Raw genomic sequence first — 24188 nt, 5'->3', positions numbered from 1 at the left:
ATTGTCACTTTATAAATAGTTTTATATGAGCAAATTTTCCTATAATAAGTAAGTTTTTTATTGCTAAAATGGAATTTTTAATCAAGAAACTGTATCTGAAAAGTTATTATGCTAATAGAAGTATTAACATCATATTAGCATATAAGTACTAACGTGGTATTAGTTTTATAATTAAGGAATATATTATGACAAATCTTATACTCAATCCTCCATTTGAATGGAAGGCACTTCATGATTGCTATAGAGAATGTGAAGAAAAATCACCAAGTAATAGTTGGCAGGTAACAGCGGAGCAAAATAACTGCAAGTGGTACTGTCGTCTGAAAGATACTCATGGCTTATTTAAATCTGATTCACAAGAAGAGTCGACACCTATTGATATAAGTAGTACATTCAGAGAGATTGGAAATAAATTCTATGATCTTGCAGATTCAGTGTCTGTTCTATAGTAAAATAAAGGATCAAAGTTCAATTAGTAAGTCTACTTTTGTAGACTTACTCTCTCATATTGACTCAACTGCAGAGCTGAAGTGCTAATGCCTGAGCTTTTTTTTACTGACTTCCGTATTTTCAGGAAAAGCAGATCCTACTAACTCTATAATGCCTGATAATTTATTTATCGATGGTCAGTTTTATGTACCCGTTCAGCAAAGTGGTAAAATAAGGTAGATAAAAACACAGGAACACATGGTATCCGTTTAGTAGTTTAGCAAAAAAGTCCAGTAATCTACTTGGATGACATCGAATCCTGTCATTCCAGCGCGTGACACTGGAATCCATAATCTTGTCAAAAACTCAGAATTCCTGGATCCCAGTTGGGATAACACCTATTTATTTTCAGTGCTCCCTTATCTTGTAATTCAAGTAGCTGACACTGGAATCGAGAAAAGAAGCCAGTATCAGTTACTTTCATGACAACCATTTTGTTTCTATGGTTGTATTTCTCTCGTCTAACTATTTTGCCACTCTGATCAGTAGATATATTAGCATACATTTAATAGAGTTTAGCTCTTCACTAAACGGGTACCCAATTGTTCAATACTATCAATTTTAATTTGTAAAGTGTCCTTTATAAATTTATTAGCCTGTTTTATGTCCATTGAAACTCTATATTTATTGGGATTTGGCATGATTTTTTTTAAAACAACTCTATCTTTTTTGTTGTCTGCATGTTCAAACAGGAGATCAAATTCTTTTTTATCTTGTAAATAAGATGTACAAATATCGCTATGACTATACTTTTTGAGATCTAGAAGTTTAGCAAAGCTATCACGATCATTCTCATGATGAAAGGTCACGTTTATACCTACTATTTCGTCCGTTTCTTGCAACTTTCCATCTTTAGCTACCTGTGCCTTAGCAAACGTAACTGTAGGTTTATGGCCATAATTTGCTCCAATAATCCTTCTTATTGAGTGTTCTATTGCTATTTTTTGCACTTCGGGATTTTTACTAAATGTAGGTACCTTATAGCTTGCAAGAAGCAATTTTTGTTCATACTGCTCATTAAATTCCTTTATCTTTTCAAAATGTCTTTCATATTGAGTCAATCCATCTTTTCCTTTTTTCTCCATCCTTTCCAAGAATTTCTCTACAGGTTCTCGTTTGGCTAGATTAATTTTGCGTATAAGCGGAATTTGTTTTTTCAAGCTAATCCAATATGGTAGGCAAACAACTTTTGCATCTTCCGAAAATAGACCTTCTAATTTTTTCACTGCATTGTATAAGTTTACTGGTTCTGGTTTATAATGCCCACTATTATTGTCTATATAAGTTATTTTACCATTTACCACTTTCATTAAACCAGAACACAAAACTGGCCTACCACCTGCAAGAGTTGAATGACGATAAGCCCATTCGCTTTTGTTAACATTAATATGTTCATGAGTTACTAGCTTTCCATCAAGCGTGATCACATAAGCTACACAACCTTTTTTGCCCTTACTAATTTTATCAGTTGTATCATATGGTTTGCCTTTAAAGCCTTTTAACTTGTTACCTTCCACTTCTGGCATTAAGTCCACGTATAATTTTCCTTTATAAGGAATTTTAGTATGTTCTACTTGATCATCTGGAGTAAAATACTTAACCCTCGTATCAGTTCCAGGAATCTTTCTTCCTTTAACTCCAACTTCTGGAAACAAATTATATCGTGGAAAAAAATAAGTAAAATTATTCTCTATCCAATACAGAATCTTATTTATGATACCAAAAACTTTTCTATTACCTAAATCAATAGAGAGTTGCTGTTCCTTTGGTACTGCTAGATGATTGGACTTTGTACCAGATTTGCCAAATTCTTTAGCAGCATATTTAAACCTTTCTAGTAAATATTCCTTACGTTCTTTTGATACTGACATTTTTACCTCATTCACTATTATTTTACTCTATATCATTTTAGATAAAAAGTCAATCTTTCTTAAGATATTAATAGAAGAAAAAGCGACAGCAATACAGCTACCAACAATTTGAAAAATCGTTATTCCGCTACTTGTTAGCGGAATCTATGTTCGTACAGTTAGTTATCGCTACTTACCCAACAAACTTATGCTAAGCTGTGCTGCCACTAATTTTGCAACCGGTACTCTATAGGGTGAGCACGACACATAATCGACCCCTGATTTGATGAAAAACTCTATGGATTGTGGATTTGCTCCATGCTCTCCGCATACACCGAGTTTTATTTCTTTTCTGTTTTTTTTGCCTCTTTCAATGGCTATCTGAATTAACTCTCCTACCCCTTCGACATCTAGCACCTCAAAGGGATCGTTTTCGAATATGTTGCTTTCCTTATAAGAATCGAGGAAATTAACTGAATCATCTCGTGAAAGTCCCATAGCTGTTTGTGTTAAATCATTAGTGCCAAAACTAAAAAATTCTGCGTGTTTTGCGAGTTTGTCAGCAATAAGTGCTGCTCTTGGCAGTTCTATCATCGTTCCGATTGAATAATTCACATCGAAATTTTCAGCTTCTTTCTTTACTAACTCGCATATCAGAACAAACTCTTTCTCACTCATGATAAAAGGAATCATGATTTCAGGTTTCACTTCTATCTTCTTTTCTTTCCTTAATTCACTTGCAGCACTGAGTATTGCCTTAATCTGCATTTTATATATTTCAGGATGAGAAATAGCAAGCCTACACCCTCGATGGCCAAGCATTGGATTTTTTTCTGATAACTGTGCTATTTTATTTTTTACCGATTCAACTGACTTATTCAGTGATTTGGCGATTTTTTCTATAATGGATTGATCATGAGGTAAAAACTCATGTAGAGGTGGATCAAGTAATCGTATAGTGACTTCCCTGCCCTCCATAATAGAAAACATTTCTTTGAAATCAGACCTTTGCATTTCTTCGAGTTTATTTAATGCATTTGCCCTTTCATTTTCATCATCAGCTATTATCAATTTTTGAATGAATTCGATTCTATCGCTAGCAAAAAACATATGTTCTGTGCGACATAATCCTATACCTTCTGAACCGAATTCTTTTGCAATTTTTGCATCTTTTGGAGTATCAGCATTCGCTCTCACCTTCACTGTTTTGATTTCATCTACCCAGTTAATTATCGTTTTGAATTCTTGAGATAATTCAGGCAAAATTGTAGGGAGAGTACCAAGCATAACCTCTCCTGTTCCTCCATTGATGGTGATTGATTCACCTTTATTTACTTTTATATCTCCCATAGAAAGAAATTTTTCATCTTTATCAATATAAAGTCCATTTAGACTACAAATGCATGGTTTACCCATTCCACGAGTTACAACAGCGGCATGGGAGGTCATACCTCCCCTCGCTGTTACTATTCCACTTGCAGCATTCATTCCATTAATATCTTCAGGGCTCGTCTCTGATCTTACCAAAATTACTTTTTTACCCTGCTCTGCAGCTTTTTCAGCATCACTTGCACTGAATACTACATATCCAGAAGCAACACCTGGAGAAGCTGGTAACCCTCTTCCTACTACTTCTTGATCAAATTTAACATCAAGAACTGGATGTAATAAATTGTCAAAGGTTTTTGGATCGATTCTCAATATTCCTTCCTCTTTTGTAATAACTCCTTCGTTTACCATATCAACTATTATGCGAATAGCAGCTTCAGCTGTGCGCTTGCCAGACCTAGTCTGCAAAATCCATAACTTACCATCCTGTACAGTAAATTCGATATCCTGAATGTCCTTATTATGCCTTTCAAGTTTTTCACATACCGCGCATAATTCTCGGTAGATGCTTGGTAGCAACTTCTCTATGGTGTTTTCTTGCTCGCCGTTAACTGGCATAGGAGTATAAACACCAGAAACCACATCCTCACCCTGAGCATTAACTAAAAACTCACCAAAAAGCTTTTTTTCTCCAGTTGAAGGATTACGTGTAAATATCACACCAGTTGCAGAATTATCATTTAAATTACCGAAAACCATTGCTTGCACGTTGACTGCAGTTCCAAGGTTTTCAGGAATATTATTTATTTTTCTATAGGAAACAGCTCTATCATTTTGCCAAGAAGAAAACACTGCATTTACTGAATTGAGTAACTGTTCTTCAACATTTTGCGGGAAATTTTTTCCTATTTTCTCATATACTATCTCTTTGAAATCATTAACAATTTTCTTTAAAACATCAACATTAAGATCAGCTAAGCTTTTTGATCCACTTTTTTGCTGTTCACTATCAATAATGTCTTGAAATAGGTTGTGGTCAAGCTGTAGTACAACATTCGAGTACATCATGATGAAACGACAGTAGCTATCATAGGCAAAACGTTCTCCACTTTTTTTTGCAAGACCAACAACGGTTGCATCATTTAGGCCAACATTTAGGACTGTATCGAGCATGCCCGGCATTGAATTCACACTACCAGAGCGTATGGAAACTAATAAAGGATTATTTGAATCCCCGAATTTACAACCGATGTCACTTTCGAGCATCACCATGTAGTTTTTTATCTCGTTACGTAGATCACAAGACAATTCATTATCTTGACAATAGGCCTGACAAACAGCAGTGGAAATTGTAAAACCAGGTGGAACAGGAATGCCAATGTTACACATCTCTGCCAGATTTGCTCCCTTCCCTCCTAGTAGATTTCTCATTGCTGCATTGCCTTCACAGTTGCTTTGGCTAAAGTAATATATTAACTTTTCTTGCATTTTTTTCGGATTTTCACTAACAAACATACTATACATACTATTCTAATAAATTTGTCAGGTGAGAGTAATAAATTTTGTAAAATTCAGCAGAGCCAATACATTAAATAGTCCCTTTTCCTTTCATTCCAGTACTCTTTTCTGTCATCTCAACGACCTCTATGATGTCATTCCAGCGCATGACGCTAGAGTCCAGTTTGTCCATAATCTCACCAAAAACGTTGTGTTTTAGCATAATTTTGTGCTCAATATGCTTATTTGTAGTAAAGACTTCTGGATTCCAGCATCAAGTGCTGGAATGACACCGTCATACCTGTTGGAGTATGAATGTAGCCTTATCTCACACTCCTGTCATCCCAGTGCCCAGACACTGGGATCCAGAAGACTGATCAAGTAATAAGAACTAGTCACGCGCTGGCTCTCTTAAATTACCTTAGCTACAAGTGTTAAGAAATTTACCAATCAAAAAAAGGCAAAAGAATCCACATGGTGCTAATTTTATTACTGTAATTGATAATGTGCTAACGCTTAAAATAAGCGCGATCTGGCCGAATGTAGAAAAAATAAAAAAGGCGTGCAGCCGCCATAATTTCGCCAATAAATACAAGATTTGTCAAGAAGCTTCTATTAAATGAAAGTTATGAAAAAAAATCTATTGCAAGTCTTTTAATATTCTGTTAAGAGCCAGAACAAATAAAAATTATTATGTTTGGATTAGAGGACAAGAAATTTCTGATTACTGGTGCATCAGGCGGAATAGGCCAGGCAATTGTAGAAATTATGCATAAGGCCAGAGCAACTTTATGTATTTCTAGTACAAAAAAAGAAGTACTCGAAGAAGTTGCTAAAAAATATGAAAAAAACATTCATATACTCCCTTGTGACTTATCAAGTACTGATGAGGTAAATCAACTAATAAATAAAGCAAGTGAGTTGATGAAAGGCTTTGATGGGCTCATATGTAATGCAGGCATTACACAAGACAGTTTGGCGTTAAGAATGACAGATGAAGAATGGCAAAAGGTGATTGACATTAATTTGACCTCCACATTTAAGCTAAATAGAGAAGCATGCAAGAAATTAATTAAAAATAATTGGGGAAGAATCATAAATATTTCCTCAATAGTAGGATTAACAGGAAATGCCGGGCAAGTAAATTATGCAGCATCAAAAGCTGGAATAATAGCTATGAGCAAATCTATAGCAAAAGAAGTTGCAAGTCGTGATGTAACAGTAAATTGTGTTGCTCCTGGATTTATAGATACTAAAATGACTGAAGTTTTAAATAAAGAACAAAAGGAAAAAATATTAGATAACATTCCAATGAAAAGAATGGGAACAGGGAAAGAAATAGCAGCAGGGATCCTGTTTTTAGCAAGTGATGAGGCAAAATATATAACGGGACATGTGCTTAACATCAATGGTGGGCTATTTATGTAGCAACACTTATTTATGGACAAACTATGAGTTTTACCCTAAAATAAATATATATATAAATTTAGATTCACGTTAGTTTATTACTTGGAGGCAAAAGAATGAGCTATATAATAAAATTTTTTTTTAATGCTTTATGTATAGTGCTGTTTCTCTCTTTATCAGATTACGCAAATGCTGCCAACGATATAGAAGACACAACTGCCCAAGTAATATGCAATATTGTTGGCTATATTTGGGGAATAGGTGGGCCACTTATGACTGTAGTCATAATAGGTGCAGCTTTGCTTGCAATATTTGGTAGAATGCCATGGCCAGCTCTCTTTGCCTTGGGTATGTTTTGTGGTGTATTTTTTGGCGCCAAAACTATTATAATGAAAATTATACCTAATATAAGTGAAGTAAAAGATATGTTGGATAAGTGCGGGAAATAACTAAAAATAAGTGTGTTTTTGTGTGTATTGTTGCTTCATATCCTCAATTTGCAGCAAACAAGAGCTATCTCTCGGTAAAGTTTTAATAGCTAACTCAGCGTACTTCATAAATTTCTCTAAATTACCTTCAATACAAGCCTTTTTCGTCAAAGCAAAATAATACATTGCCATATCAGCGCTACGTTTATATGCAATACTTAAATACTTCCAGACAAAGGCGTTATTTGTTTCTACGCTTGCAACCTGCTCTAGGTAAAAAATTGCCTTCTCTATTTCACCGTGTAATAATAAAGTATGAGATAACGCAAGTTTCACTAAATAGTTATTCTTCTCAGATAAATATCTAAGTGATTCTTCATACATTTTTATTGCTTCACTTAAATTTCCAGCTTTGTATAACATCTCCGCTTTTAATTCATATAAATAAGGATCATTGCGTGACTCTTGAATCAATGAATTAACTTTAGTAATAGCCTCTTCTATCTTTCCTTGCCTATAGTGAATTACAGCATTTACATACTTAGAACTACCTTCATATTTATTAGATAACACATGAATAGGAGCAAAGAAAGAGTCTAGCTTTGCAACCATACGCTCAAACTTCAGCAATTTATCTGCAAGGATTGGTTTTATATTGTTTTTAACCTTATAATTCTGTACAGCAAATATACGCTTATCACTAAGTGGGTGAGTGCGGAAATACTCTTCAGTGTTTTCATGCTCAATACTCTTAAAATAGTCAAAAATCTCTTTCATACCCAAATTATCGTAGCCAGATTCATCTAGGTATCTTAAAGCATAGCTATCTGCTACACTCTCTTGCTCTTGAGAATAGTTAAAAAACAACCTTGAACTAAGCGTTACACCACTAAGCAAGATTGCACTCGCAACCTGAGGGTTAATGACAATACTAGAAACTAATCCTACCATATAACTAACCATTGCTATTGATTGAAAATAACCTACAGCACTACTCATTTGTAATACATGACCAGCAGATATATGAGCAATTTCATGTGCTAATATACCAAGTAAGACATAAGGTTCAGTCGAATATTGTAAAAGCCCTAAATGAATGAAAATGCTGTTATTGTTAATTACAAAAGCATTAATCGATCTATCATTAACTATAAAAACTTTTATTTTATCATTATCAATACCCGCAGCAGAAAATAAAGGTTGCGCTAGATCCTTAACTACCGCTTCCACTTCACTATCTCTAATAATACTAACAGAGTAAGCACTATTACAATATACAAAAAAGAATAGTAAAACAAAAAGCTTGAAAATTTTAAACATGGAAATTCCTTGTTTGTATAACTTTGAGGAATTTTATATTTTAACACTAAAACTATACGAATCTACAAACGCTAGTTTAAATTTTGAACGTAACTGATAAGTTTATCAATGGTAGTTAACTTAATATTATGTTGTTCAGCAAATTCAAGCAACTGGGGTAAGCGCATCATAGAGCCATCATCATTCACTAATTCACACCCTACAGCCACATGATTAGATCCAACCAATTTTGCTATTTCAACACTTGCTTCAGTATGACCGTTGCGTGCTAAAACCCCACCCTCATTTGCAATAATAGGAAAAACATGACCAGGAGTAACAATATCATCCTTAGTACTTTTTTCATCAATAGCAGTAAGTATCGTATGCGTCCTATCATGAGCAGAAACACCTGTTGTAATGTTATAACGAGCATCAATTGACGTAGTAAATGCAGTATGAGGAACAAGCTTTTCATCCACATTACTTCTCTTCATAAATTCAAGATTTAGCTTATTCATGTGAAACCTTGTCATAGCCAAAAATACAATGCCAGTCCCGTACCTAACCATAAAAGCAATATGCTCTGGTTTCACCTTTTCAGCTAAAATAACCAAATCACCTTCATTCTCTCTATTTTCATCATCAACTAAAATGAATAATTTACCAGATCGAGCGTCCTCTAATACATCTTCCACAGAAGAAATACCGGGTAGACTAATTGAAGGATAAGTTACTTGTACCATAATTTACTTAAATTCAACCTTAACTATTTTATACAATTTCTCTCCATTTGGCACTATCACTTCCACATACTCACCAACTTTTTTGCCAATTAAAGCACTACCGAGTGGTGAATCCGTAGAGATCAACTGCTTTGAAGCATCAGCTTCATACCCACTTACAATCTTATAAATATATTCAACTTCACTGTTATCATCATTTAACATACTTACCGTAACAGTTGCACCAAACATTACTGTATCACCAGACAAACTTTTTACTTCTATCACTTCTGCATGTGAAAGTTTACTTTCTACCTCAATTATACGGCCTTCAATAAAACCTAACCTTTCCCGTGCTGCATGATACTCTGCATTTTCAGACAAATCACCTTGATCACGAGCATCAGAAATAGCCTGTATGATAGAAGGTTTTTCTTCCTTTAATTTCTCAAGTTCGACTTGCATACTCTCAAAACCTTCCCTTGTAATAGGAAACTTGTTAACAATGGATGAAGTCATAATCACCGCCTAAACGCAATTAAATTGAGTTACAAAATCACTCACAATACCAAGAATATCATCTTTTATATCATCATTCATGTCACCTGACAACTTTTTTAAAACTCCAGGATGAACAGTTTGAAAATAATTGATAAGATCACACTCGAACCTATTGATGTTGCTCACCTGTACCTTATTTAATTGACCATACAGATTAGAAAAGATATACATAAGCAATACTTGCTCTTCTATTGACATAGGTAAATGTTGTTTTTGCTTTAATAACTCGACAAGATATTTACCCTTATTCAAGGATAATTGAACACTAGCATCAAGATCAGAACCAAATTTTGCAAAATCTTCTAATTCTCTATACTGAGCTAAGCTTAGCTTTATAGAACCAGCAACTTTCTTCACAGACCTTAGTTGTGCAGCAGAACCAACCCGCGAAACTGACAAACCTATATTTACTGCAGGTCGAAATCCTTTATAAAATAATTCAGACTCAAGAAAGATCTGCCCATCGGTAATTGAAATAACATTTGTTGGTACGTATGCAGATACATCACCAGCCTGAGTCTCAATAATCGGCAAAGCAGTCAAAGATCCCTGTCCTTTTTCATCAGACATTTTGGTAGCTCTTTCAAGCAAGCGAGAGTGTACATAGAATATATCTCCAGGATAAGCTTCACGACCAGGAGGACGTCTGAGCAATAAGGACATCTGCCTATATGCCACAGCATGCTTAGATAAATCATCATATACCACCAAGCAATGCATTCCATTATCACGGAAAAATTCCCCAATAGTGCAACCAGCATAAGGTGCTAAAAATTGCATAGGCGCGCAGTCAGATGCACTAGCCACAACTACAGTTGTATACTCTAATGCTCCGCTTTCTTTCAGCTTATTTACCACTTTTGCTACTGTTGAAATTTTTTGTCCAATAGCAACATAAACACAGTAAACTTTTTGATTTTCGTTCACCTCATCGTTAATCTTCTTCTGATTGATAATAGTATCAATCGCAATAGTGGTTTTACCAATTTGTCTATCGCCAATAATTAATTCACGTTGCCCTCTACCTATAGGAATCAACAAATCTATAATTTTAATTCCTGTCTGCAGAGGTTCATGCACAGATTTACGGTCAATAATACCTGGCGCTTTAGATTCTATATAAATTTTGTTTTTGGCTCTAATTTCTCCGCCATCGTCTATAGGATCGCCTAATGCATTTACAACTCTCCCTAATAATTCATGACCTACAGGCACCTGTACAACATCACCACTACATTTTACAACGTCCCCTTCTTTTACATCACGGTCATTGCCAAGCACAACTATTCCAGCTGTATCATGATCTAAATCAAGAACTATTCCTTCTACACCGCTTGCAAAAGATACCTTTTCACCAAACTTTGCTTTTTCCAGCCCATAGACCAATGTGATACCATCCGTTACTGAAATTACTTCACCTATATTTTCTCGTTTTATAGGATTATCAAATGTCTCAACCTTCTCTTTTATTATGTTTACTACTTCAGAGGCATTTATGCTATTCTTCATATACAATTCCTTATTTTCAACATTTCCATTTTACTCAAATCAACCAATCTATCCAAATAACTCTTAAGCGAAGCATCAATCAAGTTAAAACCATACCTAACTACGAAGCCACCTAGTATAGAAGGATCAACCACACTACTGACTTTTATTATTTTACCAAGAAAGTTCAAAGATTCAGTAATTATTTTTATATCAGGTTTCTTTAAAACCTCTGCTGATTTTATAGTAATTTCCAATTCATTTTCACTTTCCCTTACAAGATTTAAGAATTTTTCTAATATAAGGATTAATAAACGGGAGCGCTTGTTTGCAAGTGTAACCATAATAAATTTGACTAAGTTTTCACTCAAGTGCTCATTTATAGAAAGTATCGCTTCTTTTTTGTGTACAAGAGAAACCGTAGGATGAGATAGGTACACAAAAACATCACTTTGATCTTTAAAAAAAGCTAATAAAAATTCTACTTCTTTTCTTATAGTACCTAGCCTGTTTTCTGAGAGAGAAAACAGCGCTCTAGCATAAGATGAAACCAAATTATTGCTTTTCATATTAAATTACCTATTCTAGTAAATCTAAGTTATTTCAGCTACCATTCTTTAATCCAAGCATTTTTTATATAAATAGGTCTTCTCTTTAAGGAAAGAAAACATAAATCATATCTAACTGAATAATCTAAAAAATCAAGATTTTTACTTAAGAAATACTTAGAAGAATTTATAATAGACTGACACTGAAAATGAGATATCGGTATTTCTTTTCCAAATAAACTTGTTTTAACTTCTATAAAAATCAGCTCCCTTTTTTTAGATACAATTAAGTCAATTTCACCCAACTTACAACGGAAACGACGTTTTATAACATTATAGAATTTCAGCTTTAAATATATCAAAACTAACAATTCGCCAAAGTAACCTACAAAATAGCGTAACCTACTTACCATAAAAAGAATAATTAGCTTTGTGTAACTACTTTGCTTCCTTTTTTATTTTTACTATAAATCTCACCTTTTGCTGAAATATCTCTATCAACTAGCTCTATCACTGCCATTGGAGCGCAATCACCCTTTCGAGTACCAAATTTTATTATTCTAGAATATCCACCTTTACGGTCTTGATAACGATTAGCTAGAACGCTTAATAATTTATCAACTACTAACTTACTATTATGAAGACGTGAAAGCAAAAGCCTTCTACCATGTAAAGAATCGTTATTCTTAGCAATTGTAATAAACTTTTCCACATACGGACGAAGTGCTTTAGCCTTTGGTAAAGTAGTTACAATCTGCTCATGATTAATTAACGAGATAGATAGATTCTTTAACATTGATAACCTATGCTGGGTACAACGAGACAGTTTATTTTTCTTTATTCCATGTTTCATATACTACCTAATCCTCATCAGTATGTTGTTTAGCAAGTTCATCTATATCCTTAGGCGGCCAATTTGGTATATTCATACCCAAAGACAAACCTGAACTATTTAAAATTGCCTTGATTTCATTCAAAGACTTTCGGCCAAAATTAGCAGTTCTTAACATTTCAACTTCCGTCTTTTGCACAAGATCACCTATATAAGTGATATTTTCATTTTTCAGACAGTTATGAGATCTAACAGATAATTCCATTTCATCCACTTTACGCAATAGAACAGGATCATAGCCCAAATCTTTAGCACCACTAGACAAAGAAACCTGCGATTTTTTATAATTCATATCAGAACTAATAAAAGGCTGAAATTGCTCCTGTAATATCCTTGCAGCATAGTCAATAGCTTGACTTGGAAAGATTGTACCATCAGTTTCAATTGACAATATCAGCTTATCTTTATCAGTAACTTGACCAACACGACTATTCTCTACTTTATACGAAACCCTCTCGACAGGACTATATAAAGCATTAACTGGAATAAAACCAATTAAATCTTGTTCATTCATAGACTTTAAAAATTCATTTTCTTTATATTTATTTACAGGAAGATAACCTTTTCCGCTAGCAACATATATAGTAACGTTAAGCTCCACATCTTGACCTAGTGTACATATCACCAAATCTTTATTAACAATAGAGCATTGGTCATCAGTTTCTATCATTCCAGCTAATACTTGACAAGGCCCTTTAGCGCTCAAATTTAAGCACTTATTAGACGTTTTATTTAGCTTACACCTCAACATGCTCATATTTAATACTATATCAGTTATGTCTTCCCTAATTCCTTGGATCGAAGTAAATTCATGACTCACGCCTTCAATTTTTATTCCATAAACAGCACTACCGCGAAGAGAAGATAACATTACACGCCTTAATGCATGACCCAACGTTAAAGCAAAACCACTTTCCAAAGGTTCTAGAACTATATCACTTTTTTTACTTGAATCACCTGATATTACCTTAATCGCACTAGGCTTAGTTAACCTATCTAAATTTCCACAGGAAGAAACATTATCACTATAATACATACAAAAACCTTTCAAATATCCTATACTCTTCTTTTTTTCCTTAACCTACACCCATTATGAGGTATCGCCGTTTTATCTGCAATTGAAGTTACAGTCAATCCACAATTCCGAAGTGCTTTAACTGCAGCTTCTGCACCAAAACCAGGACCACGAATCATTACAGAAACAACCTTCATACCAAATCTCTCTATTACTTTCTTCGCAGCAGAATCGGCAACCTTACCTGCAGCATAAGGTGTGGATTTTCTCGAACCAGAAAAACCACATGCACCAACAGAAGTCTGGTAAAGCGTATTACCACAAACATCAGTCACATTTACAAAAGTATTATTAAAAGTTGCACGAATATGGACAATACCAGTAATAAACCTTTTTGTATTCTTACCAACCGCTTTAACTTTTTTCATAAAAACTCACGACAATAACAAATTTTATTTTTTCCCAGCAATAGGCAATTTAGATCTGCCTTTACGAGTTTTAGCATTAGTATGGGTTCTTTGTCCTCTCACAGGCAAAGCTTTTCTATGCCTTAATCCTCTATAGCAACCGATTTCCATTAAAGATTTTATATCCATAGCCACTTTTTTTCTAAGCTCACCCTCTATGACATATTTTTGCCTAATAAAACTACTAATTTTCTCTATATCTTCATCTTGTAATTCTGAAACACGCTTACGCTCATCAATTTTACAGCTACGACAAATTATATTCGCAGTAGTAATACCTATACCATGTATATACTTTAATGCAAAAGGAATACACTTCTTTACCGGAACATTTATGCCTGCAATACGTGCCACTGATACCTCGATACTTTATTAATAATAACTCTTAATTTATACCATAAAACAACTTATAGTCAAATCAAATTACAAGAAATTTTACTTTCAATCTCTTGCATTACTCTATCAACACTCAAATTAGCGTTAATTGTTAACAATTTGCCCTTATAATACTCGCGTAAACCCTTCATCTGAAAATGATATTCTCTTATCCTCTTATTAATTGCAAGCATATTAGCATCATCAATTCTCTTCTCCAACCTCGTACTTTTACATTTAGCACAAGTAGTATTTTTAAAAGAAGATATACTATATATACTTTTACAATCCAAACAAGTAAGACGATCTTTTAATCTATCAATTGCAATATTATCGTCAAGCTGCAACTCAATTACAAGATCAACATCCCTATTGCATCTTTTTTGCAAAACTTGAGTTAAAAAATGAGCTTGATTTAAATTTCTTGGAAAACCATCTAACAAAAAATTACCATCTATTAATGCAAGCTGGTCACACAATAATTTACATATAACTTCATCTTGAATTAAATTACCAGATTCGACAGTATCCTTTATTTCTTTACCTAATTTACCCCCAGTAGATATAATATTCCTTAATAAATCTCCTACTGAAACTAATTTTAAATTATATTTTGCTATTAACAAACTGGACTGAGTACCCTTACCAGAGCCAGGAGGACCAAAAATTGTAATAATCACTTTAGTCTCCTTGCTTTAGACTCATATTTCTTTATCCAACTATCGTACCTATTTGAAAAAACATAAGATTGTACTTGCATAATAGTATCAGTAATAACGTTAACTATAATCAGCAAGCTCGTCCCACCAAAAATAAATGGTATATCATAATGATACCTCATAATTTCAGGTATAGTACATATTACCACTAAATACGCAGACCCAATAAATGTTAATTTGAAAACTATATCTTGAAGATAATTAGAAGTATGTTTTCCAGGACCTCTACCAGGAATAAAACCACCATTTTTCCTAAGAAAGTCAGCATTTTCCTCTGGATTAAATATAAAATTGGTATAGAAAAAATTAAAAAGTACTATGAGTATTAAGTAAGTTATAATGTACATCACTTTATTTGCTATAAAGTAGTTTAAAATAAAATCAGCAATAGCATGACCTTTATAGAAATTTGCAATTGAAATAGGCGTTAATAGAATTGCATTAGCAAAAATAGTTGGTATTACACCAGATAAATTGATCTTCAATGGAATGTAAGTAAAATCATCATTATGTAATTTTTTAAACTGTTTTTTGGGATATTGAACAATTACCTTTCTATAAGAAGATTCTGTAAAAATGACTAAAAGGAGCAGTAAAAAAAACAATGCTATAACAAAAAGGGTAATGAAGAACGACATACTACCATTTTTATTTAATGTTAGCAGAGATGATAAAGCATTATGTAATTCAGATGTTATGCCAGTAAAAATGATTAATGAGATACCATTGCCTATACCACTCACACTGATCCGCTCACCAAGCCATATTAAAAATATAGTTCCACCTAAAAGGCTAAAGACACCTATAGTACGAAACATAACACCAGGTTCAACTACAACTAATACCCCTTCCCTATTCATTCTTTCTAACCCTATTAGGATCGTAATTGATTGAAAGATACAAAACACTATAGTCATATAACGTATATAAGAGTTCATCTTTCGACGTCCTAACTCTCCATCATTTTTAATTTCATTGATTCCTTTAACGGCAGAAGATAATAACTGCATAACTATGGATGCAACTATGTATGGCATAACGTTTAATGCCAAAATCGTCATTCTAGCTAAAGCGCCACCAGAAAATAAATTAAATACTCCAAAAACACCAGAACTCTCTTTTGGAAATATATCATTGATTATATCAAGATTAATTCCAGGAATAGGAACATAAGTGCCTAAACGATAACAAACTAAAGCCATTAGCGTAAAAAATATACGCTTTAGTAAATCACCTTTATATAACAACGTAGAATCCAAACTATTAAATGCAAATTTACTGTTCATGATTTACGATAGTATTTCTACACTACCACCAACTGAAGCTACAGATCTTTTTGCAGCTTCTGATGCAAAATCAACATGAAACACAAATTTTTCGCTTAATTTACCCTTATTAAGAAGTTTGATTTTACTTTTAACAGATCTGATAAAACCTAATTTATGCAGTAGTTCCTTATCTATGATAGAACCTTTGACTATTTTTTTAGCTTCCATTAAGCACTGTACATCACCAACATTAAATATAGAGTATAAGTTTTTGCGTATAGGCTTAAAACCTCTTTTAGGTAAACGAGTATATATAGACTGCTGTCCACCTTCAAAACCATTGATAGAAACGCCAGTTCTCGCTTTCTGCCCTTTATGCCCCCTACCGGATGTTTTACCTTTACCACAACCAATACCTCTACCTAATAATTTAGGCTTCTTTTTCTTAGATAATCTGGTAAATATAGAATTTAATTTTACAGCATCATTCATACTTTACCTATTTCCAACTATCTCACTAATCTTTTTACCCCTCTTATCTGCCACTTGGCGAGGAGATAACATAACATCAAAAGCCTTAAATACTGCACATATGATATTATGAGGATCATTTGATCTAGTAGACTTAGCTACCACATCCTTTATACCTAATACCTCAAAAACCGACCTCATTGCTCCACCAGCAATAATACCCGTTCCAGTTCTTGCAGCTCTTAAAACTATCTCACCAGAACAAAATTTAGCTTTAATATCATGATGTAAAGTTCTACCTTCACGTAAGTACACCCTAATCATCGACTTCTTTGCAGCATTTACAGCTTTCACTCTTGCTTCAGCAACCTCTGCGTGTTTACCTATTCCACATCCTACTCTACCCTTACCATCACCAACAACAACCAAAGTTGAAAATGAAAATCTTCTACCACCTTTGGTAACCGTTGCTACCCTTCGGACTGAAACTAAAAGCTCTGATAAATCATTATTATTTTGTAAATTCTTTACAGCCATATTTAAAACCTTCTAAAACTTAAATCCAGAGCTTCTTAAAGCCTCAGCAAATTGAGAAATCAATCCTGTATACTTATATGCCCCCCGATCAAACACAAATCGCTGCTCCAGTTTCATATCAGACAGACGTTCAATCATTAAAGAAGAAACCTGTTTTATAGTTTCAGCATTGACCTTCCCTTTACATACATTCCTAATTTTGCCATCCAAAGTAGAAGCAGAAGCTAGGGTTGTTCCTTTTGCATCGTTAATCAACTGAACGTAAAAATGTTTATTAGACTTAAATATGGATATACGTAAACGTCCAGCGCTCTTATCGAGCTTCGCTCTATTACGAAGTTTCCTTTTTTCATATCTACTTAAAAAATTATACAATCTTTTCATTTTAATTACTTCTTTTTATTTACAACCTTACGCAGCATAAATTTGCCTTTTATTACAATACCCTTACCTTTATAAGGATCATATTTTCTAATTTTGCATATATCAGAAGCCACCATATAGACTTTTTGCTTATCCATACCGCGAATCACTAAATGAGTTGGCTTTATACACTTAATCTCAACATCTTTAGGCACTTTATACTTAATATTATGACTATAACCAAGATATAAAGTCAAATACTTATCATCACATTCTGCTTTATACCCCACACCATTAATCTCAAGATCAACAGAAAAATCATTAACCATACCGTTAATCATGTTATTAATATTACTTCTATAAGTGCCCCATATAGATTTTATTTTATTATAATCATCCCTACCTTGATCAACAGAAAGTAGCAATTGATTATCAACTATCTGACACAGAATGCTACCACACAAGTTCAGCTCTTTTTCTGCCCTAACACTTCTTATTAATACCCTACTATCATTATATTCAACTGAAAGATCAGCAGGAATATTGATAGGCGCGGCACCTATACGAGACATACATTTCTCCTATCATTTAAAATACACGACACAAAACTTCTCCACCAACTTTTAATCTACGTGCATTATAATCGGTCATCACTCCTTTCGGTGTAGATACAATAAAAATTCCAAGACCATTATATGCTTTAGAAATGTCCTTACACTTAGAATAATAACGACAACCAGGCTTTGATACTCTAGCTATATCATTAATCACAGGTAATTTATCATAATACTTCAACTGCACAACAAGCGAAGGGATACTATCACTCTCTTGCTTTTTATAATTAAGAATATACCCTTCCTCTTTTAAAATCTTCAATATAGAAGAATTCACTTTAGAGAACAGGACTGTTGTTTCCCTATGCATTGCCAATTGAGCATTACGTATTCTTGTTAAAAAATCACCAATACCATCAGATAACGACACTATTACACTCCTTATATTACATTTACCAACTAGATTTTGTAACTCCTGGAATTTGTCCAAAAGAACACAAATCACGTAAAACAATCCTACATAAACCAAATTTTCTATATACTCCTCTCGGCCTACCAGTTAAAGCGCATCTATTCCTAATTCTGATTTTAGAAGAATCTCTAGGGAATTTTTTAATCAGCTTAATTTGAGCTGCAAACCTTTTTGCAATAGATAAATCCTTATTATTCATTATAGATTTCAATTCTTCCCTTCTCTCCCTATACTGATCGCATAACTTTATTTTACGAAGATTCTTCTGTATCATGGATTTTTTTGCCATATATTTTTCTCTCAATTATCAAAAAAAGGGAATTTAAGAGCCAGTAATAATTCCTTTGCTTCTTTATCACTAACTGCACTTGTTATAATATTAATATCCACACCTCTAATTTTACTTATTTTATCATAGTCTATTTCTAAAAATGATATATGCTCCTTGATACCAAAGGAAAAATTACCACGACCATCAAATTGCTTCACACTAAACCCTCTAAAATCTTTTTCCCTTGGCAAAGCAATATATATTAATCTTTCTAAGAATTCATACATTTTATTTCTACGCAAAGTCACTTTACAACCTACTGTTGCACCTTTTCTAATTTTGAAACCAGAAATAGATTTTTTTGCAAAAGTTGACACAGGCTTTTGCCCAGCAATCAAATGTAGATTATCAAATGGCTCATTTATCGCTTTATTGTCTGTAGCAGCATCTCCAACGCCCATATTGATACACACCTTAACAAGTTTAGGTACTTGCATTACATTGCCGTAATTAAACTTATCCTTTAAGGATTTTACTATATTATCTTTATACAATTGTTTAAACATATCAACCTAATCTATCACTTCTCCAGAAACTTTTGCAAAACGCACTTTTCTACCATCTATAATCTTAAATCCCACTTTAGTTGGAGTGTTACACTTAGGATCCAATATTGCAACATTGGATATATCAACAGCTAACTCTTTATTCAATATACCACCACCAATACCAGCTTTTGGTTTAGTATGTCTCTTACACACATTTACGCCAGAAACAACTACTTTCTTTTTAGCATCACGTATTATAACTTTGATTACCTTACCAATTTTTCTCTTATCTTTACCAATTAAAACTATAATATCATCACCACTTTTTATTTTAGCACTCATTATAAAACCTCATCAGCTAATGACATTATTTTCATAAAAGAACCAGATAATAACTTTTTTACTGGACCAAACACCCGAGTGCCAAGTGGTTCACCTTGATCATTAATTAAAACCACAGCATTGCTAGAAAAACGAATTACAGAACCATCAGATTTCTTAACATTATTTTTTACTCTAACAACAACTGCTTTATATACTTTTCCTTTTTCAACTTTACCTTTTGGGTTAATAGATTTAGTAGATATAATAATCGTATCACCTACAGATGCAGATTTCCTACCACCTAACAAGCCAATACAAAGCACTGCACGCGCACCAGAATTATCAGCTACTTCTAATAATGTGTTTTTTTGAATCATATAAATACCTATTCCATTTTAGCTATTGATAACAACCCATCTTTTAGTAACAGAAATAGGCTTATGTTCCTGTATTAAAACCCTATCTCCCTTTTTGCAACTATTATTCTCATCATGCGCTGTATACTTCTTGTATTTTTTAATAACTTTTTTATATAGCACATGCTGACACACTTGTAACACCAAAACCTTTACAGTCTTATCAGACTCAGCATTAGTTATGACACCACAAAAAACCTTCTTAGGCATTTTTTCCCTCTCTCTTTCTTCTATTTAGTACAGCCAGACTACGAGCTATGCTCTTTCTTATTAAGCTAAAACGCGAAAAATTGTTGCACTGGCCCAGCTTTTTTTGAAAAGCCAAATTAACAAACTCTTTTCTCAAATTCACAAGAATTTCATGCAATTCTTGTGAAGACCTCGATTCAATGTCAGCTATATCCATTGCAACTCCATTCAATTATAATTAGATATAAATTTACACTTCATAGGAAGCTTAGCAGTCGCTTTTTCAAGCGCCAATCTTGCTAAATGTATGGGAACATCACTACTAATTTCAAACAAAACCCTACCGGGCTTAGCTTTAAATACCCAAAATTCAACACTACCTTTCCCCTTACCCATACGTACATCTGCTGGCTTTTCACTAACCGGGGTATCAGGAAAAATTCTTATCCACACTCTACCAGAGCGTTTTAACGTTCTAGATATTACGCGCCTTGCAGTTTCAATATGCTTAGACTGAACCTTACCTACTTCCATAGCTTTTAAGCCATAATCTCCAAAAGATAGCGTACTACCACCCTTAGCATTACCCTTAATTCTCCCCTTAAATACCTTTTTATATTTACTCTTTTTGGGAACAAACATTTCAATATACCTTAACTACCAACATAAACCCAAACTTTAACCCCTATAATACCACATATAGTCTTCGCTTCACACAAAGCATAATCTATATTAGCACGCAAAGTGTGTAAAGGCAAACGACCTTCTTTGTACCATTCAGTACGAGCTATTTCAGCTCCACCAAGACGCCCAGAGCAACTTACTTTAATACCCTCAGCACCCATCTTCAAACAATTTTGAATAGCTTTTTTCATCGCTCTTCTACATGAAATCCTTTTTTCTAGCTGATGTGTAATGCTGCTTGATATTAAAGCTGCATCTATTTCGGACTTTTTAACTCCTACCACATTCACTTCGACACTACTTTCTACTTTTTTAGCTATTTTTTGCTTTATCTTCTCAACATCCAAACCTTTCTTACCTATTATAACCCCAGGCTTAGAAGAATGTATTATTACAGACACTAAATTAACTGTACGCTCTATAATTACCCTAGAAATACCAGCATGCTTAAAGGATTCATTTATATAACTGCGAATAAATAGATCGTGATGTAATCTCTGTTTATAATCGTCTGTAGCACACCAAACAGAATCCCAGGTATTACCATTTACTTGTAATCTAAATACTTTAGGATTAACCTTCTGTCCCATATTTTTACACTTTCCTTATTAATTTTCCATTTCTATAAATCATACAATTTCTTTCAATTTTATAGTTATATTACTATAAAATTTACTCATTCTATTAGCCCTACCCATAGCTTTTGGATATACTCTACGCAAAGTAAGGGACTTACCTACTAAAATTTCCTTTATATATAAATTATCAATGTTCAATCCATAACTATTTTGAGCATTAGCAATTGCAGAATTCAACACCTTCATTATAAAACCAGCAGCTTTTTTTTCACAAAATCTTAATTGTACATTAGCAAAAGAAACTTTTTTATTACGTACTAAATCAGCAACCAAATTTAATTTGCGAGGAGTCGATCTTAAAACCCTAGAACCAGCCTCAACTATTATACCACTACTTTTCATATCAATTACCTATCTTTTTGTTGCCTTTTTATCACCACCATGCCCAGTAAATTTACGAGTAGGTGAAAATTCACCAAATTTATGACCTATCATATTCTGATTATCAACATTAACAGGAATGTAATCTTTACCATTATAAACAGCAAACTTTAAACCCAAACAATTAGGAAGAATTACAGAAGCCCTGGAATGAATTTTTATCACCTTATTAATAGAACCCTCTTTTAAAGCTCTCTGAACTAATCTTAGTACAGATGGGTGTAAAAAAGGTGGTTTCCATACAGATCTACTCATAAATTAACCTTTCAATTTTTTTATATACTTATCACTAGATTTATTTTTTTTCCTAGTTTTCTTTCCTTTTGTTGCAACACCCCAAGGAGTAACAGGATGACGACCGCCAGAAGTTTTTCCCTCTCCACCTCCATGAGGATGATCAACCGGATTCATTGCAACTCCACGTACAGTAGGTCTAATCCCAAGCCACCTACTTCTCCCAGCTTTACCCAACTTTCTATTCTTATGGTCAGGGTTAGATACTACACCAATAGTAGCCTTGCAAGAAGATAAAATCAACCTAATTTGACCAGACCTGAGTCGTAATAAAACATATTGGCCATCACGACCAACGATTTGTGCATAACAACCAGCAGCTCTAGCAATCGCAGCACCATTACCTGGCTTCAGCTCAACATTATGAACGAAAGAACCAATAGGTATATGCTTGAGTAGTAAACAATTCCCTGGCAAAATATCAGCACCATCTCCAGCTGTCACAACATCACCAGGCTTCATACCTTGAGGAACTAATATATAAGATTTGGTATCATCTTCCTTATATGATACTAATGCTAAAAACCCACTTCTATTTGGATCATACTCTATTTTCTCAACTATACCCTGATCACTTCTATTACGTTTAAAATCTATAACTCTATACTTCTTCTTGTGACCACCACCCCTGTGACGAGCTGTAATTCTACCATGATTATTTCTTCCACCACTGGATTTCTTACCAAATACAAGAGACTTCTCCGGCTTATCTTTTGATAAACCAATTTTACTTATTAATATAGTCCCACGAGAAGACGGAGTAACAGGATTAAAAAATTTCATACCCATATTAAACGCTCATTATATCTAATTTTTGACCATCTATCAAAGAAAAATAAACCTTTTTTCTCTGTTTTTTACAACCAACTACACCCCCGAAACGTCTATATTTAGGTTTAACTCTAATAACATTTATAGAAGAAATTCTGACATTAAACAAAGACTCTATTGCCGATTTTATTTGACGCTTATTTACATTTACAAAAACATACAAAGAGTATTTATTAAACTTCTCTCTTAAAAGAGAAGCCTTTTCTGTGATTACAGGAGATTTTATTATATTATTATATTTAATCATAACAATCTACCTTCAAGATGCTTTAAAGTGTCTTTTGTTAACATCACGCATTCATGATTCAATATATCAAAAACATTTAACCCAATAGGTTTGATTAAATCTACATAGTGCAAATTTTTAGCAGCACGTAATAAATCATCTCCATAATCACCAACTATTAAAAAAGAAGAAAATTTAAAATTTTTAATATATTCACACATTTTAGATGTTTTCTTCACATCAACATTTAAACTATCAAGAACAATAACTTGATTGTTTAAATATTTTAGAGATAAAGCAATTTTCAAACCAAATTTGCGCACTTTTTTATTAAGAGAATAAGCATGACTCCTCACAACAGGACCAAAAATAATTCCACCACCTCTAAACTGAGGAGATCGCAAGCTCCCCTGTCTCGCCCTACCGGTACGTTTTTGACCATACGGTTTAGCTGTTGTACCAGAAACATCACTGATACCCTTTGTTTTATGAGCACCAACTCTTCTCTTTGCTAATTGCCATCTCACTATATCATGCAAAATACTCAATTTTTGCTTGGCAGAAAATATCAAGGGATTAAGCTCAACACTACCTACATTATTATTAGATAGATCAACTAATTCACATTCCAT

The 24188-nt window shown here is 33.6% G+C and carries 34 protein-coding genes; 2 read left to right on the top strand and 32 right to left on the bottom strand.

Translation table 11 applies throughout. The features are described from left to right. Nucleotides 1-1004: 1004 nt before the first annotated feature. The gene (locus ABWU62_RS03805) at nt 1005-2360 is read right to left on the bottom strand and encodes a hypothetical protein (RefSeq protein ID WP_353287585.1); all 1356 of its coding nucleotides are present in this window, start codon (nt 2358-2360) and stop codon (nt 1005-1007) included. A 168-nt stretch (nt 2361-2528) separates the two neighbouring features. Further along, the gene (gene ppdK, locus ABWU62_RS03800; RefSeq protein WP_353287584.1) at nt 2529-5183 is read right to left on the bottom strand and encodes a pyruvate, phosphate dikinase; all 2655 of its coding nucleotides are present in this window, start codon (nt 5181-5183) and stop codon (nt 2529-2531) included. A 675-nt stretch (nt 5184-5858) separates the two neighbouring features. On the opposite strand from ppdK, the gene fabG reads away from it, so the two are divergent. Both fabG and ABWU62_RS03790 read left to right on the top strand, forming a co-directional pair. After that, nucleotides 5859-6593 carry a 3-oxoacyl-[acyl-carrier-protein] reductase gene (gene fabG, locus ABWU62_RS03795; protein WP_353287583.1) on the top strand — a complete coding sequence of 245 codons (735 nt, stop codon included), beginning with the start codon at nt 5859-5861 and terminating at the stop codon, nt 6591-6593. Nucleotides 6594-6688: 95 nt separating this feature from the next. Then, nucleotides 6689-7021: a TrbC/VirB2 family protein gene (locus ABWU62_RS03790; RefSeq protein WP_353287582.1), complete on the top strand. Its 333-nt coding sequence runs from the start codon at nt 6689-6691 to the stop codon at nt 7019-7021. Here ABWU62_RS03790 and ABWU62_RS03785 read toward each other — a convergent pair whose 3' ends face one another. The 30 genes from ABWU62_RS03785 to rplD all read right to left on the bottom strand — a co-directional run bounded on the left by ABWU62_RS03785 (nt 7022) and on the right by rplD (nt 24188). Further along, nucleotides 7022-8311 (bottom strand): M48 family metalloprotease, encoded by a 1290-nt coding sequence (locus ABWU62_RS03785; RefSeq protein ID WP_410542195.1) that lies wholly within the window; start codon nt 8309-8311, stop codon nt 7022-7024. Nucleotides 8312-8391: 80 nt separating this feature from the next. After that, nucleotides 8392-9045: a 3,4-dihydroxy-2-butanone-4-phosphate synthase gene (gene ribB / locus ABWU62_RS03780; protein WP_353287580.1), complete on the bottom strand. Its 654-nt coding sequence runs from the start codon at nt 9043-9045 to the stop codon at nt 8392-8394. Nucleotides 9046-9048: 3 nt separating this feature from the next. Beyond that, the gene (greA, locus tag ABWU62_RS03775) at nt 9049-9543 is read right to left on the bottom strand and encodes a transcription elongation factor GreA (RefSeq protein ID WP_353287579.1); all 495 of its coding nucleotides are present in this window, start codon (nt 9541-9543) and stop codon (nt 9049-9051) included. 9 nt (nt 9544-9552) lie between these two features. After that, a complete protein-coding gene (gene atpA, locus ABWU62_RS03770) occupies nt 9553-11094 on the bottom strand; it encodes a F0F1 ATP synthase subunit alpha (RefSeq protein ID WP_353287578.1) in 1542 nt (513 codons plus the stop codon). Next, nucleotides 11091-11642, bottom strand: a complete 552-nt coding sequence (gene atpH, locus ABWU62_RS03765; protein ID WP_353287577.1) for an ATP synthase F1 subunit delta — start codon at nt 11640-11642, stop codon at nt 11091-11093. The genes atpA and atpH overlap by 4 nt, the downstream gene beginning before the upstream one ends. Nucleotides 11643-11680: 38 nt before the next feature. Continuing rightward, on the bottom strand, nt 11681-12034 hold the full coding sequence (locus tag ABWU62_RS03760; RefSeq protein ID WP_353287576.1) for a YraN family protein: 354 nt from the start codon (nt 12032-12034) through the stop codon (nt 11681-11683). An 11-nt stretch (nt 12035-12045) separates the two neighbouring features. Next, nucleotides 12046-12474: a 50S ribosomal protein L17 gene (gene rplQ / locus ABWU62_RS03755; RefSeq protein WP_353287575.1), complete on the bottom strand. Its 429-nt coding sequence runs from the start codon at nt 12472-12474 to the stop codon at nt 12046-12048. Nucleotides 12475-12481: 7 nt separating this feature from the next. Further along, entirely contained in the window at nt 12482-13549 is a 1068-nt protein-coding gene (locus tag ABWU62_RS03750) for a DNA-directed RNA polymerase subunit alpha (protein ID WP_353287574.1), read from the bottom strand. Nucleotides 13550-13569: 20 nt separating this feature from the next. Continuing rightward, entirely contained in the window at nt 13570-13956 is a 387-nt protein-coding gene (gene rpsK, locus ABWU62_RS03745) for a 30S ribosomal protein S11 (protein ID WP_353287573.1), read from the bottom strand. Between the two features lie 24 nt (nt 13957-13980). Continuing rightward, entirely contained in the window at nt 13981-14349 is a 369-nt protein-coding gene (rpsM, locus tag ABWU62_RS03740) for a 30S ribosomal protein S13 (RefSeq protein WP_353287572.1), read from the bottom strand. A gap of 59 nt (nt 14350-14408) precedes the next feature. After that, nucleotides 14409-15050 carry an adenylate kinase family protein gene (locus ABWU62_RS03735; RefSeq protein ID WP_353287571.1) on the bottom strand — a complete coding sequence of 214 codons (642 nt, stop codon included), beginning with the start codon at nt 15048-15050 and terminating at the stop codon, nt 14409-14411. Further along, nucleotides 15047-16375 (bottom strand): preprotein translocase subunit SecY, encoded by a 1329-nt coding sequence (gene secY, locus ABWU62_RS03730; RefSeq protein WP_353287570.1) that lies wholly within the window; start codon nt 16373-16375, stop codon nt 15047-15049. Before secY ends, ABWU62_RS03735 begins: the two co-directional genes overlap by 4 nt. Nucleotides 16376-16378: 3 nt before the next feature. Next, on the bottom strand, nt 16379-16849 hold the full coding sequence (rplO, locus tag ABWU62_RS03725; RefSeq protein ID WP_353287569.1) for a 50S ribosomal protein L15: 471 nt from the start codon (nt 16847-16849) through the stop codon (nt 16379-16381). 3 nt (nt 16850-16852) lie between these two features. Continuing rightward, nucleotides 16853-17365, bottom strand: a complete 513-nt coding sequence (rpsE, locus tag ABWU62_RS03720) for a 30S ribosomal protein S5 (RefSeq protein ID WP_353287568.1) — start codon at nt 17363-17365, stop codon at nt 16853-16855. 12 nt (nt 17366-17377) lie between these two features. After that, on the bottom strand, nt 17378-17749 hold the full coding sequence (gene rplR, locus ABWU62_RS03715; RefSeq protein WP_353287567.1) for a 50S ribosomal protein L18: 372 nt from the start codon (nt 17747-17749) through the stop codon (nt 17378-17380). Between the two features lie 5 nt (nt 17750-17754). Further along, nucleotides 17755-18300 carry a 50S ribosomal protein L6 gene (gene rplF / locus ABWU62_RS03710; RefSeq protein WP_353287566.1) on the bottom strand — a complete coding sequence of 182 codons (546 nt, stop codon included), beginning with the start codon at nt 18298-18300 and terminating at the stop codon, nt 17755-17757. Between the two features lie 16 nt (nt 18301-18316). Further along, nucleotides 18317-18712 (bottom strand): 30S ribosomal protein S8, encoded by a 396-nt coding sequence (rpsH, locus tag ABWU62_RS03705; RefSeq protein ID WP_353287565.1) that lies wholly within the window; start codon nt 18710-18712, stop codon nt 18317-18319. Nucleotides 18713-18734: 22 nt separating this feature from the next. Continuing rightward, complete coding sequence (rpsN, locus tag ABWU62_RS03700; RefSeq protein WP_353287564.1) at nt 18735-19043, bottom strand: 30S ribosomal protein S14; 309 nt, start codon at nt 19041-19043, stop codon at nt 18735-18737. Nucleotides 19044-19054: 11 nt separating this feature from the next. Then, nucleotides 19055-19591: a 50S ribosomal protein L5 gene (gene rplE / locus ABWU62_RS03695; protein WP_353287563.1), complete on the bottom strand. Its 537-nt coding sequence runs from the start codon at nt 19589-19591 to the stop codon at nt 19055-19057. A 6-nt stretch (nt 19592-19597) separates the two neighbouring features. Continuing rightward, complete coding sequence (gene rplX, locus ABWU62_RS03690; protein WP_410542187.1) at nt 19598-19915, bottom strand: 50S ribosomal protein L24; 318 nt, start codon at nt 19913-19915, stop codon at nt 19598-19600. Next, nucleotides 19915-20274, bottom strand: a complete 360-nt coding sequence (gene rplN / locus ABWU62_RS03685) for a 50S ribosomal protein L14 (RefSeq protein WP_015588351.1) — start codon at nt 20272-20274, stop codon at nt 19915-19917. The genes rplX and rplN overlap by 1 nt, the downstream gene beginning before the upstream one ends. Before the next feature lie 18 nt (nt 20275-20292). Next, entirely contained in the window at nt 20293-20523 is a 231-nt protein-coding gene (gene rpsQ, locus ABWU62_RS03680; protein WP_353287562.1) for a 30S ribosomal protein S17, read from the bottom strand. Beyond that, a complete protein-coding gene (rpmC, locus tag ABWU62_RS03675; protein ID WP_353287561.1) occupies nt 20516-20719 on the bottom strand; it encodes a 50S ribosomal protein L29 in 204 nt (67 codons plus the stop codon). The genes rpsQ and rpmC overlap by 8 nt, the downstream gene beginning before the upstream one ends. An 11-nt stretch (nt 20720-20730) precedes the next feature. Beyond that, nucleotides 20731-21144 (bottom strand): 50S ribosomal protein L16, encoded by a 414-nt coding sequence (rplP, locus tag ABWU62_RS03670; RefSeq protein WP_353287560.1) that lies wholly within the window; start codon nt 21142-21144, stop codon nt 20731-20733. Between the two features lie 11 nt (nt 21145-21155). After that, nucleotides 21156-21776 carry a 30S ribosomal protein S3 gene (rpsC, locus tag ABWU62_RS03665; protein ID WP_353287559.1) on the bottom strand — a complete coding sequence of 207 codons (621 nt, stop codon included), beginning with the start codon at nt 21774-21776 and terminating at the stop codon, nt 21156-21158. Nucleotides 21777-21815: 39 nt separating this feature from the next. Continuing rightward, a complete protein-coding gene (rplV, locus tag ABWU62_RS03660) occupies nt 21816-22166 on the bottom strand; it encodes a 50S ribosomal protein L22 (RefSeq protein ID WP_353287558.1) in 351 nt (116 codons plus the stop codon). A 9-nt stretch (nt 22167-22175) separates the two neighbouring features. Further along, nucleotides 22176-22460, bottom strand: coding sequence for a 30S ribosomal protein S19 (gene rpsS / locus ABWU62_RS03655; RefSeq protein ID WP_353287557.1), 285 nt, complete (start codon nt 22458-22460; stop codon nt 22176-22178). A gap of 3 nt (nt 22461-22463) precedes the next feature. After that, nucleotides 22464-23288 (bottom strand): 50S ribosomal protein L2, encoded by an 825-nt coding sequence (gene rplB / locus ABWU62_RS03650; protein WP_353287556.1) that lies wholly within the window; start codon nt 23286-23288, stop codon nt 22464-22466. A 1-nt stretch (nt 23289) separates the two neighbouring features. Continuing rightward, on the bottom strand, nt 23290-23577 hold the full coding sequence (locus ABWU62_RS03645; protein ID WP_353287555.1) for a 50S ribosomal protein L23: 288 nt from the start codon (nt 23575-23577) through the stop codon (nt 23290-23292). Then, nucleotides 23574-24188, bottom strand: a complete 615-nt coding sequence (gene rplD / locus ABWU62_RS03640) for a 50S ribosomal protein L4 (RefSeq protein ID WP_006012216.1) — start codon at nt 24186-24188, stop codon at nt 23574-23576. The genes ABWU62_RS03645 and rplD overlap by 4 nt, the downstream gene beginning before the upstream one ends.

Origin of the sequence: Wolbachia endosymbiont (group B) of Gerris lacustris, assembly GCF_964028355.1 — a bacterium.
Lineage (GTDB): Bacteria > Pseudomonadota > Alphaproteobacteria > Rickettsiales > Anaplasmataceae > Wolbachia.
This window is presented reverse-complemented; position numbering and strand designations above follow the sequence as displayed.